The 12,669-nt window shown below is 56.3% G+C and carries 11 protein-coding genes and 1 tRNA gene; 3 read left to right on the top strand and 9 right to left on the bottom strand.

All coding sequences use genetic code 11. The features are described from left to right. Positions 1-6 precede the first annotated feature (6 nt). Positions 7-1,485, bottom strand: a complete 1,479-nt coding sequence (gene ilvC / locus ACETPC_RS21275) for a ketol-acid reductoisomerase (RefSeq protein WP_380184465.1) — start codon at positions 1,483-1,485, stop codon at positions 7-9. A gap of 155 nt (positions 1,486-1,640) precedes the next feature. On the opposite strand from ilvC, the gene ilvY reads away from it, so the two are divergent. Next, entirely contained in the window at positions 1,641-2,522 is an 882-nt protein-coding gene (gene ilvY / locus ACETPC_RS21270; RefSeq protein ID WP_380184464.1) for an HTH-type transcriptional activator IlvY, read from the top strand. Here the strand turns inward: ilvY and ilvA are convergent. The 6 genes from ilvA to ACETPC_RS21240 all read right to left on the bottom strand — a co-directional run bounded on the left by ilvA (position 2,519) and on the right by ACETPC_RS21240 (position 9,072). Beyond that, positions 2,519-4,063, bottom strand: coding sequence for a threonine ammonia-lyase, biosynthetic (ilvA, locus tag ACETPC_RS21265; protein ID WP_380184463.1), 1,545 nt, complete (start codon positions 4,061-4,063; stop codon positions 2,519-2,521). The two genes, ilvY and ilvA, sit on opposite strands and share 4 nt — an antisense overlap. A 5-nt stretch (positions 4,064-4,068) precedes the next feature. Further along, the gene (ilvD, locus tag ACETPC_RS21260) at positions 4,069-5,919 is read right to left on the bottom strand and encodes a dihydroxy-acid dehydratase (RefSeq protein ID WP_380184462.1); all 1,851 of its coding nucleotides are present in this window, start codon (positions 5,917-5,919) and stop codon (positions 4,069-4,071) included. Between the two features lie 59 nt (positions 5,920-5,978). Continuing rightward, entirely contained in the window at positions 5,979-6,905 is a 927-nt protein-coding gene (locus ACETPC_RS21255; RefSeq protein WP_380184461.1) for a branched-chain amino acid transaminase, read from the bottom strand. 18 nt (positions 6,906-6,923) lie between these two features. Next, positions 6,924-7,181: an acetolactate synthase 2 small subunit gene (gene ilvM, locus ACETPC_RS21250; protein WP_380184460.1), complete on the bottom strand. Its 258-nt coding sequence runs from the start codon at positions 7,179-7,181 to the stop codon at positions 6,924-6,926. Then, complete coding sequence (gene ilvG, locus ACETPC_RS21245; RefSeq protein ID WP_380184459.1) at positions 7,178-8,824, bottom strand: acetolactate synthase 2 catalytic subunit; 1,647 nt, start codon at positions 8,822-8,824, stop codon at positions 7,178-7,180. The genes ilvM and ilvG overlap by 4 nt, the downstream gene beginning before the upstream one ends. Before the next feature lie 149 nt (positions 8,825-8,973). Then, on the bottom strand, positions 8,974-9,072 hold the full coding sequence (locus ACETPC_RS21240; RefSeq protein ID WP_125290746.1) for an IlvGEDA operon leader peptide: 99 nt from the start codon (positions 9,070-9,072) through the stop codon (positions 8,974-8,976). Between the two features lie 336 nt (positions 9,073-9,408). Here ACETPC_RS21240 and ACETPC_RS21235 point away from each other — a divergent pair, with 336 nt between their 5' ends. Beyond that, positions 9,409-10,926, top strand: a complete 1,518-nt coding sequence (locus ACETPC_RS21235; RefSeq protein WP_380184458.1) for a YifB family Mg chelatase-like AAA ATPase — start codon at positions 9,409-9,411, stop codon at positions 10,924-10,926. Positions 10,927-10,987: 61 nt separating this feature from the next. Here the strand turns inward: ACETPC_RS21235 and ACETPC_RS21230 are convergent, their stop codons facing one another. Further along, on the bottom strand, positions 10,988-11,326 hold the full coding sequence (locus tag ACETPC_RS21230; protein ID WP_380184457.1) for a DUF413 domain-containing protein: 339 nt from the start codon (positions 11,324-11,326) through the stop codon (positions 10,988-10,990). 121 nt (positions 11,327-11,447) lie between these two features. On the opposite strand from ACETPC_RS21230, the gene hdfR reads away from it, so the two are divergent. Continuing rightward, entirely contained in the window at positions 11,448-12,272 is an 825-nt protein-coding gene (hdfR, locus tag ACETPC_RS21225) for an HTH-type transcriptional regulator HdfR (RefSeq protein WP_380184456.1), read from the top strand. Between the two features lie 237 nt (positions 12,273-12,509). Here the strand turns inward: hdfR and ACETPC_RS21220 are convergent. After that, positions 12,510-12,585 (bottom strand) — tRNA-Trp (locus ACETPC_RS21220). Positions 12,586-12,669 lie beyond the last annotated feature (84 nt).

Here is a 12,669-nt window from a genome sequence, read left to right as displayed (position 1 = left end):
GGCCGATTAACCTGCTACCGCAATACGTTTCATATCGGTCATGTAGCCACGCAGCTTGCGGCCTACAGATTCGATAGGATGGTTGCGGATAGCCTCGTTCACGTCACGCAGCTGCGCATTGTCTACCGTGGTTGAGGTCGCTGCCGCTTTGCCCAGATCGCCTGCCTGCAGCGTAGTCATAAACTCTTTCAGCAGCGGTACGGCCGCGTAAGAGAACAGGTAGTTGCCGTATTCCGCCGTATCGGAGATGACTACGTTCATCTCATACAGGCGCTTACGAGCGATGGTGTTGGCAATCAGCGGCAGCTCGTGCAGCGATTCGTAATAGGCGGACTCTTCAATGATGCCGGAAGCCACCATGGTTTCGAACGCCAGCTCAACGCCTGCTTTCACCATAGCGATCATTACCACGCCTTCATCGAAGTAATCCTGCTCGGCGATTTTACCTTCGAACTGTGGCGCGGTTTCGAAAGCGGTTTTACCGGTTTCTTCGCGCCAGCCCAGCAGTTTCTTATCGTCGTTGGCCCAGTCGGCCATCATGCCGGAAGAGAACTCGCCGGAGATGATGTCGTCCATATGCTTCTGGAACAGCGGTGCCATAATGGTTTTCAGCTGCTCAGAAAGCTCGAAGGCGCGCAGTTTGGCTGGATTAGACAGGCGATCCATCATCAGCGTGATGCCGCCCTGCTTCAGCGCTTCGGTCACGGTTTCCCAGCCGAACTGAATCAGTTTCTCCGCGTAGGCCGGATCGGTGCCTTCAGCCACCAGCTTGTCGAAGCACAGCAGCGAACCAGCCTGCAGCATGCCGCACAGAATGGTCTGCTCGCCCATCAGATCGGATTTAACTTCCGCAACGAAAGAGGACTCCAGCACGCCCGCACGATGGCCGCCGGTTGCTGCTGCCCAGGCTTTGGCGATTGCCATGCCTTCGCCTTTCGGGTCATTTTCCGGGTGAACGGCGATCAGCGTTGGTACGCCGAAGCCGCGTTTGTACTCTTCACGAACCTCGGTGCCTGGACATTTTGGCGCTACCATCACTACGGTGATGTCTTTACGGATCTGCTCGCCTACTTCCACAATGTTGAAACCGTGCGAGTAGCCCAGCGCCGCGCCATCTTTCATCAGTGGCTGTACAGCACGCACTACGGAAGTGTGCTGCTTGTCCGGCGTCAGGTTAACTACCAGATCTGCCTGCGGGATCAGCTCTTCATAGGTGCCGACTTTAAAGCCGTTCTCGGTCGCTTTACGCCAGGAGGCGCGTTTTTCTGCAATGGCTTCTGCACGCAGGGCGTAAGCGATATCCAGACCGGAATCGCGCATGTTAAGGCCCTGGTTCAGACCCTGGGCGCCACAGCCAACGATGACGACTTTTTTGCCTTTCAGGTAGCTTGCTTCGTCCGCAAACTCGTCGCGCGCCATAAAGCGGCATTTACCTAATTGCGCTAACTGGTTGCGCAGGTTCAAAGTGTTGAAATAGTTAGCCATGGAGACTCCTGAGGTTGTGTTCGCTTTTATTTGTCGGTGACGCTTTAGCTCACCCTGTTAATCCCCATCATATGACAGGAAATGCATTGCTTAAATTGATATATTAACAACGTCATATTGCAAATAGTGCAACGTCAAAACGAGGCCCAAAGCGCATGGATTTACGCGATCTGAAACTTTTTCTGCATCTGGCTGAAAGCCGACATTTTGGCCGCAGCGCGCGGGCGATGCACGTCAGCCCTTCCACCCTTTCCCGGCAGATTCAACGGCTGGAGGAAGACCTGGGGCAAACGCTGTTCCTGCGCGATAACCGCACGGTAACGCTGACCGACGCCGGTGAACAGCTGCGGCAGTTCGCCCAGCAGACGCTGTTGCAGTATCAGCAGCTGCGCCACGCTATCGGCCAGCATGGCCCGTCGCTAAGCGGCGAGCTGCGCCTGTTTTGCTCGGTAACGGCAGCCTACAGCCATCTGCCGCCTATCCTCGATCGCTTTCGCGCCGAGCATCCGCTGGTGGAGATCAAACTTACTACTGGCGATCCCGCCGATGCGGTAGAAAAAGTCCAGAGCGCCGAGGCCGATATAGCTATCGCCGGGCGACCGGAGACGCTGCCTGGCAGCATCGGTTTTACCGCCTTGGGCCCGATCCCGCTGGTGCTGATCGCGCCCGCGTTACCCTGTCCGGTACGCAGCCAGGCCAGCCAGCCGGAGCCAGACTGGCCGCAGATCCCTTTTATCCTGCCGGATCAGGGGCCGACACGTCAGCGCATCGATCTTTGGTTCCGACGTCGCCGCATTGCTAACCCCTTGATTTACGCCACGGTGGCCGGGCATGAAGCTATTGTGTCGATGGTGGCGCTGGGCTGTGGCGTCGCGCTTATCCCCGATGTGGTGCTGGAAAACAGCCCGGAGCCGATCCGCAACCGTATTCTGGAACTGGAAAATATCGATATTGTCGCGCCGCTGGAACTGGGCGTTTGCGTACAGAAGAAGCGGCTCAACGAGCCGCTGATCGAGGCGTTCTGGAACCTGCTTTAACCGGCCAGGAAGAAACTGAAGGCCGGATTGCGGGTTTCATCGTGGCAGTCGTAGCCCAGCGCCGCAAGGTGCTCTTCAAACTGCGGCTCGTTTTCGCCCAGCTCAAAGCCCGCCAGCACGCGGCCATAGTCGGTGCCGTGGCTGCGATAGTGGAACAGCGAGATATTCCAGTGGGTGCCCAGGGTTTGCAAAAAGCGCAGCAGCGCGCCGGGCGCCTCCGGGAACTCAAAGCTGTAAAGCCGCTCGCGCAGCGGCTTTGACGGCCGCCCGCCGACCATATAGCGCACGTGCAGCTTCGCCATTTCGTCATCGGAGAGATCCACCACCTTGTAGCCGCCTTCGTTGAGCATCTGCAGGATTTCACGACGCTCTTCCATACCGCGTGTCAGCCGCACGCCGACAAAGATGCAGGCGTTTTCCGCATCCGCGAAGCGGTAGTTGAACTCGGTAACGGAACGGCCGCCCAGCAGCTGGCAAAACTTCAGGAAGCTGCCTTTTTGTTCGGGAATAGTAACCGCCAACAGCGCCTCGCGCTGTTCGCCCAGCTCGCAGCGTTCAGAAACATAGCGCAAGCCGTGGAAATTGACGTTGGCGCCCGAAAGCACATGCGCCAGCCGCTCGCCTTTGATCTGGTGCTGCTGGATGTACTTTTTCATTCCGGCCAGCGCCAGCGCGCCGGACGGTTCCGCTACGGCGCGCACGTCTTCAAACAGATCCTTCATGGCCGCGCAGATGGCGTCGCTGTCTACGGTGACAATATCGTCAAGATACTCCCGGCAAAGCCGGAAGGTTTCGCTGCCGATACGTTTTACCGCCACGCCCTCGGCAAACAGCCCAACGCGTGGCAGATCCACAGGTTCGCCTGCTTCCAGCGCCGCTTTCAGGCAGGCTGAATCTTCTGCTTCTACCGCGATCACTTTGATCTGCGGCATTAGCTGTTTGATCAGCACCGCTACGCCGGCGGCCAGCCCGCCGCCGCCGACCGGCACGAAGACGCGGTCGATATGCGCATCCTGCTGCAGCAGCTCCATCGCCAGCGTGCCCTGCCCGGCGATCACCATAGGATGATCGAACGGTGGCACAAAGGTGTAGCCCTGCAGCTGCGCCAGTTCGATCGCTTTAGCCTTCGCCTCGTCGAAGTTGGCGCCAAACAGGTAAGCCTCACCGCCAAACGCCCGCACGGCCTCGACTTTGATATCTGCGGTAGCCACCGGCATCACGATCAGGGATTTAATCCCCAGCCGGGTCGCCGAGAGCGCGACGCCCTGCGCATGGTTGCCCGCCGAAGCGGTAATCACGCCGCAGGCTTTTTGCTCCTCGTTCAGCGAAGCGATCATCGCGTAGGCGCCGCGCAGCTTAAAGCTGTGCACCGGCTGGCGATCTTCACGCTTCACCAGCACCGTGTTGCCAAGACGAGAAGAGATTTTCTCCATCTTTTGCAGCGGCGTAACCTGCGCGACTTCGTAAACCGGCGAACGGAGCACCGCTCGCAGATACTCCGCGCCGCAAGGCTCGGCGGGTAGCGGTTGAGACTCTGCCATGTTTGTTAGCCTCCCAGCTTGCTCTTATCACGTACGGCGCCTTTGTCTGCGCTGGTTGCCAGCAAGGCATAGGCGCGCAGAGCTAAGGAAACCTGACGTTCACGGCCGTGCGGCGTGTAAGCCGCATCGCCACGCGCCAGCTCTTCTTCACGACGGGCATGCAGCTCATTATCCGGCACGTCCAGTTTGATGCCGCGATTAGGGATGTCGATCTCGATCATATCGCCATCTTTTACCAGCGCGATGGTGCCGCCGCTGGCCGCTTCCGGCGAGGCGTGACCGATAGAAAGACCTGATGTGCCGCCGGAGAAGCGACCATCGGTGATCAGTGCACAGCTTTTACCCAGGCCCATCGACTTCAGGTAGGTGGTCGGGTAGAGCATCTCCTGCATACCCGGCCCGCCTTTTGGCCCTTCGTAACGGATCACCACTACATCGCCAGCTACCACTTTGCCGCCCAGGATAGCGGAAACCGCGTCGTCCTGGCTTTCGTAGACTTTGGCCGGGCCGCGGAAGGTCAGAATTTCTTTCTCTACGCCCGCGGTTTTAACGATGCAGCCATCTTCCGCCATATTGCCATACAGCACGGCCAGACCGCCGTCCTGGCTATAGGCGTATTCACGGGAACGGATGCAGCCTTCCTGACGATCGTCATCCAGCGTATCCCAACGGGTATCCTGCGAGAAAGCCTGCGTGGTGCGAATACCGGCCGGGCCAGCGCGAAACATTTTCTTCACCGCTTCGTCTTTGGTCAGCACGATATCGTATTGATTCAGCGTCTCTTCCAGGCTCAGGCCCAGCACGTTTCTGACGCTGCTGTTCATCAGGCCCGCGCGGTGCAGTTCGCCCAGAATGCCCAGCACGCCGCCCGCGCGATGCACATCTTCCATATGATATTTTGGGGTGCTTGGCGCAACCTTGCACAGATGCGGCACCAGACGCGACAGACGGTCGATATCGGACATATTGAAGTCGATTTCGCCTTCCTGCGCGGCGGCCAGCAGGTGCAATACGGTGTTGGTGGAACCGCCCATGGCGATATCCAGCGTCATGGCGTTTTCAAACGCGGCCTTGTTGGCGATGCTGCGCGGCAGCGCGCTTTCGTCATTCTGCTCGTAATAGCGCTTCGCCAGGCCAACGATACGTTCGCCAGCTTTCAGGAACAGCTCTTTACGATCGGCATGGGTCGCCAGCAGCGAGCCGTTGCCCGGCTGCGACAGACCCAGCGCTTCCGTCAGGCAGTTCATGGAGTTAGCGGTAAACATGCCGGAGCAGGAGCCGCAGGTCGGACAGGCCGAGCGCTCAATTTTATCGCTGTCTTCGTCGCTGACGTTCGGGTTAGCGCCCTGAATCATCGCATCGACCAGATCCAGCTTGATGATTTTATCGGAAAGCTTGGTTTTACCGGCCTCCATCGGGCCGCCGGAAACAAAGATCACCGGAATATTCAGACGCAGGGAAGCCATCAGCATGCCCGGCGTGATTTTATCGCAGTTAGAGATACAGACCATGGCATCCGCGCAGTGGGCGTTAACCATATATTCGACCGAGTCGGCGATCAGCTCGCGCGAAGGCAGAGAGTAAAGCATGCCGCCGTGCCCCATCGCGATACCGTCATCAACGGCGATGGTGTTGAACTCTTTGGCGACGCCGCCGGAAGCTTCGATCTGTTCGGCAACCAGCTTGCCCAGATCGCGCAGATGCACGTGTCCTGGTACAAACTGCGTGAAGGAGTTGACCACGGCGATAATTGGCTTGCCGAAATCGTCGTCGGTCATACCCGTGGCGCGCCACAGCGCGCGGGCACCAGCCATATTACGGCCGTGAGTGGTGGTGGCGGAACGGTACTTAGGCATGCTCATACTCCAGAATCTGACAGTACACGGGCGTCAAACGACGCCCGTAAATTTCATTGTTATGGGTTTACCTGATCTAACCAGCCCCATTTGTCTTCGGTTTCGCCGGTGAACAGGCCAAAGAAGGCGGACTGAATACGGGTAGTAACCGGGCCGCGCTTACCTTCGCCGACCTGGATGCCGTCTACGCTGCGTACCGGCGTGATTTCTGCCGCGGTGCCGGACATAAAGATTTCGTCGGCCAGGTAGAGCGATTCACGGGAGAGCACCTGCTCACGGACTTCGATGCCCATGTCTTTCGCCAGCTTGATGATGGCGTCGCGGGTAATGCCCGGCAGAGCGGAAGAGGTAAACGGCGGGGTGAACAGAATGCCGTCTTTGACTTCAAACAGGTTTTCGCCCGCGCCTTCGGAGATATAGCCTTGGGTATCCAGCGCGATGCCTTCCTGGTAGCCGTGGCGGCGTGCTTCGCTGCCCACCAGCAGAGAAGAAAGGTAGTTACCGCCAGCTTTGGCTGCGGTTGGCAGCGTGTTCGGCGCGACGCGGTTCCAGGAAGAAACCATCGCATCAATGCCCTGCTCCAGCGCTTCCGCGCCCAGGTATGCGCCCCACGGGAAAGCGGCAATGATGACATCGGTGCTGTAGCCTTCCGGCGGGTTGACGCCCAGACCGACATCGCCAACGAAGACCAGCGGACGAATATAGGCGCTGGTCAGTTTGTTGACGCGCAGCACTTCACGGCAGGCTTCCATCAGCTCATCAACGCTCTGGGTAACCGGGAAGCGATAAATTTTTGCAGAGTCATGCAAACGCTGCATATGTTCACGATGGCGGAAGACTACCGGGCCTTTGTGCGAGTCGTAGCAGCGGACGCCTTCGAATACGGAAGTGCCGTAGTGCAGCGCGTGGGACATCACGCTTACCTTCGCGTCTTCCCACTTAACCATCTCGCCATTGAACCAGATAAAGTCAGCTTTCTTCGTCATTCTTCTTTCCTTTCGCGCTCAGGCGCGGATTTGTTGTGTTGTCTGGTGTTGGATGTGAACGGTGGCAACATCCATCAGCTTGCTTAACTGTGTTGACAGTAAATCGACCGGACGCTGGCTGGCAACGGTCATGGCAATATTTATGCTGTCGCTGTTTTCGCCGGAGGTCATATTCATGGCGCAAACCTGAAAGCCGCGATGGCGAACCACGCGCAGAATGCGCTCCAGAATTTCAGGACGCAGGCGCGCCTCTATGGATAACTGATGCTGCATCATGAGGTTTTCTCCATCATATTTTCGTTGCTGGCGCCCGGCGGCACCAGCGGCCAGACGTTTTCAAGTTCGTCAATGGCGACGTGCAGCATGTATGGCCCTTCGCTGTTGAGCAAAGCGTCTAATGCTTCGGCGACCTGGTCTTTACGGGTAATGCGTTGGCCCGGGATATCGAAGGCGCTGGCAAGGGTGAGAAAATCGGGGTTATCAGAGAGATTGGTTTCGCTGTAGCGCTCTGAGAAGAACAGCTGCTGCCACTGTCGCACCATGCCTAAACGCTGATTATCCAGCAGCACAATTTTTACCGGCAGCTGCTTGCGCTTGATGGTGCCCAGCTCCTGCACATTCATCATAAAGGAACCATCGCCCGATACGCAGATAACGGTATCTTCCGGGCGAGCCACCTGCGCGCCTACCGCAGCAGGTAGACCGAATCCCATAGTGCCCAGACCGCTGGAGGTAATGAAATCTTCCGGCTGGTCAAAGCTCATGTGCTGCGCCGACCACATCTGGTGCTGACCAACATCGGTGGTCACTACGGCGCGCGCTGGCTTGCTGTCGGAAAGCTGCTTTAAAAACAGCGGCGCATAGATGGCTTCGCCCGGATGATCGTAACGCCAGCCATGTTCGGCTTTCAGTGCCTGAACCTGCTCGCGCCAGGCGCTGATATCAACCGGATGATACAAATCAGGCAGCAGCTTGTTGAGATCGCCGCGCAGCCCAACGTGTGCCTGGCGCAATTTGTTTAATTCGGCAGGATCGATATCCATATGGATTACGCTGGCGTGCGGCGCAAAAGTGTCCAGCTTGCCGGTAACGCGATCGTCAAAGCGAGCGCCGACGGCAATCAGCAGGTCACACTGCTGAACGGCAAAGTTGGCAGCTTTGGTGCCGTGCATCCCCAGCATCCCCAGGTAGCAGGGATCTTGCGCATCCGGCGTGCCCAGGCCTTTCAGCGTAGCAACTGTCGGGATGCCCGTTTCGCGAGCGAATGAACGTAAGGCTTCGACGGCACCCGCCATGCCGACACCGCCGCCAACATACAGGATGGGCTTTTTCGCCTGGGCTAACATGGCGCGCGCCTGCTGCAATTCCTGATGCGGATGATCCGCCTCGTCTTCAACGGCCGCCAGATGGGCAGACAGCTCGCCGTTCGCCAGCTGGATATCTTTAGGGATATCGATTAAAACAGGGCCAGGACGGCCCGAGCGCGCGATGGCGAAGGCTTCAGCCATTACTTCCGGCAGTTCTTCCAGCGAGCCAACCAGGAAGCTGTGTTTGGTGCAGGCCAGCGACAGGCCAAGCACGTCGATTTCCTGAAAAGCATCTGTGCCGATCAGTCCACCTGCGACTTGCCCGGTGATTGCCACAACAGGAACAGAATCCATCATCGCGTCAGCGAGGCCGGTGATCAGGTTGGTCGCGCCAGGGCCAGAAGTGGCGATACAAACGCCGACTTTGCCGGTTGCGCGGGCATAGCCGATGGCTGCCATTGCGGCGCCCTGCTCATGCCGACACAGTAGGTGTTCGACGCCGCCATCATAGAGCGCATCATAGACGGGCATAATCGCACCACCCGGATAGCCGAAAACTGTCTCGACTCCCTGCCCACGCAACGCCTGAACCACCCACTGAGCACCATTCATAGTTATTTCCCCGCCTCTCGCTGGGAACAACAGCATTTTATTCTACTGTTCATCTTCTGTTCCTCTGTCGTTGATAGCCTGTAAGCCCTGCCAAAAAAAAACCCCCGGACCTTTCGGTGCGGGGGTTCTTCTGAAATCAGGCTTGATTTTTAAGCCTTTCTTCCTCCGAGCGTAGCCCCGCACGGCGTGATAATAATCACGACGACGTTGATAATGACAAGGCTTAGGACTCGTAGAAGGGCTTTCATTTAGATTCGATAAATTCACTTGTTCGAAGTAATGCCTACAGAGTTATCACAGTTATCGCCTTGCATTCAACTTTTTTCGTTATTTTATTTTTGGGCGGCAAGCGTGGTTGATAAAAAAACAACTATTAATCAATACATAAGACAAATATTGAAAAATATTCATTACGCACCTGGCGCAACGGCTTTTCGGTTCAATGAGTTCTGCGAGCCATTTCCAGAGATCCAGGTCGCGTTGCTGCAAGAAGGTAAGTTTTTTACGAACCGGCTCGACAACAAATGCGCTTCCCATCGCGCCCCTTTTAACCCAGGAGCAGAATAAAGGCATAAGGAGTAGCTATGTCGTTATCTGTGATCTATACGCGTGCAGCAATCGGTGTTGAAGCACCGCTGGTTGCTGTTGAAGTCCATCTGAGCAACGGCCTGCCCGCGTTGACACTGGTTGGTTTGCCAGAAACCACTGTGAAGGAAGCGCGCGAACGTGTCAGGAGCGCGCTGATTAACTGTGGTTTCTCTTTTCCTGCCAGGCGTATTACCGTCAATCTGGCTCCGGCGGATCTTCCCAAAGAAGGTGGCCGCTACGATCTGCCTATCGCCATAGCCATTCTCGCGGCCTCAGAACAAATTCGCGCAGAGAACCTGAGTCAATACGAGCTGTTAGGCGAACTGGCGCTGACAGGTGCTCTGCGTGGCGTACAGGCTGCCATTCCAGCGGCAATGGCGGCAGCGGAGGCCAAACGCGTACTTATCCTCTCGGCGGATAATCGTCAGGAGGCAGGGCTGGTGCGGCATGCTCAATGCCGTCTGGCAAACAATCTGCTTGAAGTCTGCGCTTTTTTAAACGGGCAAGCAGATCTGGAGCAGGCAAGCTACACACCGCCCGTTTCGCCGCTGCCGCCTGAGGATTTAAGCGAGGTGATTGGTCAGCAGCAGGCTAAAAGAGCGCTGGAAATAACCGCAGCCGGCGGTCACAACCTGCTGCTGATCGGCCCGCCCGGCACGGGCAAGACCATGCTGGCGACCCGCCTTCCCGGACTGTTACCACCCCTGAGCGACCAGGAAGCGCTGGAGAGCGCCGCCATCGCCAGCGTCGCCGGAGCACCATTGGCAGACCATCAGTGGCGTCAGCGTCCTTTCCGCGCGCCTCATCATACTTCTTCCCGCTATGCGCTGGTAGGCGGTGGCCCGCTGCCTAAACCCGGTGAGATCTCGCTGGCGCATAACGGCATTCTGTTTCTGGATGAGCTGCCGGAATTTGAGCGCAGAACACTGGATGCGCTACGGGAGCCGATTGAGTCAGGCTGCGTCGCTATTTCCCGCGCCCGGGCAAAGGTTACCTATCCGGCATGCTTTCAACTGGTTGCGGCCATGAACCCCAGCCCTACCGGCCAGCATGGCGCAAAACGAAACCGCAGCACGCCTCAGCAGACGCTACGTTATTTAAATCGTCTTTCCGGTCCTTTCCTTGACCGCTTCGATCTCTCGCTGGAGGTGCCTCTGCTGCCTCCGGGAACGCTAAGCCATTCAGCGTCTGAAGAATCCAGCGAGACGGTGCGCCAACGAGTACTGGCAGCCAGAGAGATTCAGCAGGCGCGCGCCGCTACTATAAACGGGAAACTAAAAGCTGGCGACATTCGGCGGTATTGTGAAATCAGTAAGAAAGATGCCGACTGGCTGGAAGAGGTGCTGACTCAGCTGGGGCTTTCTGTTCGCGCCTGGCAACGCATTCTGAAAGTTGCCCGAACCATTGCCGATTTAGCGGGAAAAGAGAAGATTGAACGTGAGCATTTACATGAAGCTTTAAGCTATCGTGCTATCGACAGATTGCTGATCCACCTGCTCGACAGTCTGGAATAAGCTTTTACCTTGCAAAATAGCGTCGATCGCTGACAATAAAGGGGCCGAAGCCCCTTTATTATTAATCATCGCTGTCCGAATAGTCTTCAACCCCTTCCATCTGCGGCTTGCCGCCGGAAAGTGTATGAAAACGCTTGGGACGCTTGATACGCGTCATATACTTTGACCAGACCCGTTCTGCTTCGGTCTGAGGTTCACGTACGCCACGGCACACCTCAATAAACAGACGCTCTTCTTCCGTTGCGGGTTCACGCTTTGCCAAATCCAGCTCGTTAAAAGCGTAACCATAACGCTCAAGAAGTTGAGCTTCTTTGATGGTGAAATCACCGTGACGGGAGAATCCGCGTGGGTAATGTTTGTTATCAAAAAAACGATTCGTTGTTGCGAAGCTTTCCGCCATTTTACACGCTCCTAACTCTTTTATGGCCGTGCTGTTTATGGCGCGGAGTATTAGATACGCTTGACAGAGTGTAAAACAAAACATTTAAATCATGACGACAAATGATTTTCAGGAGACAGATGTGGATACGGAATTACTAAAAACCTTTCTTGAAGTGAGCAGAACCCGCCACTTTGGACGTGCCGCTGAAGCGCTCTATCTCACGCAGTCTGCCGTTAGTTTTCGCATCAGGCAGCTGGAAAATCAGCTGGGCGTCAATCTTTTTACCCGTCATCGTAATAATATTCGCCTGACTTCTGCAGGGGAGCGGCTGCTTCCTTATGCCGAAAGCCTGATGAGCACCTGGATGATGGCTAAAAAGGAGGTTGCCCATACTCAACAGCACCATGAGCTTTCTATGGGGGCCAGCGCCTCCTTATGGGAAGCCTATCTGACGCCCTGGCTACAGACGCTGTATGAGCACCGTGAAGACCTGCATCTTGAAGCCAGAGTGGCCCAGCGCCATTTACTGGTTAAACAACTGCATGAGCGCCAGCTGGATTTACTGATCACGACCGAAGCGCCAAAAATGGATGAGCTGACCAGCCAGCAGATCGGTCATATTTCGCTGACGCTTTACCGTTCGCGAAAGTCAGAGAAACGCGAGCAATATGACTATATTAAGCTGGAATGGGGCGCTGATTTTCATCAGCATGAGAGCTACCTGGCCGGCGCTGACGACGTGCCGGTGTTAACCACGACCTCGGCGCATTTAACTCGTCAGCTGCTGCATACTACTGGCGCATGCGCATTTTTGCCGGATTTCTGGCACGGTGAATATGCCGATTTGGCTGTGATCCCCGATACGCCGGTTGCGGTTCGTCCGCTCTATGCCGTTTGGCTACAGAACAGCGATCAGCAATCGCATATACGCCAGCTGCTGAAATTTCCTGTTAATACGCCATAGGCTTGTATTTCAAAATGGTCAGCTCGCTGGCCATTTTTTATAGCTTTGGCTATGAAGCTAACCGCATACAAAGGAAAAAAATGGCAGTTTTAGTGGTTTACAAGAGCTCAGGAAGGGATATAGCGAAGAAAAGATGAACAAAAAGAGGCGTTATACGGAGAGGGATTGCTGAAAAACAGAGCAGGTCACCATTTTCAGGGCAAAAAAAATCCTTTGCCGAAGCAAAGGATTATTTTCTGGCAGGGGCGGAGGGACTCGAACCCCCAACACCCGGTTTTGGAGACCGGTGCTCTACCAATTGAACTACGCCCCTAAATAGGGTGGCGGAACGGACGGGGCTCGAACCCGCGACCCCCTGCGTGACAGGCAGGTATTCTAACCAACTGAACTACCGCTC

The organism is Pantoea sp. sgz302252 (genome assembly GCF_042610525.1).
Classification (GTDB): Bacteria; Pseudomonadota; Gammaproteobacteria; order Enterobacterales; family Enterobacteriaceae; genus Erwinia.
Note: the sequence above shows the minus strand (reverse complement) of the source record. Positions and strands in the feature narration are given on the sequence as shown.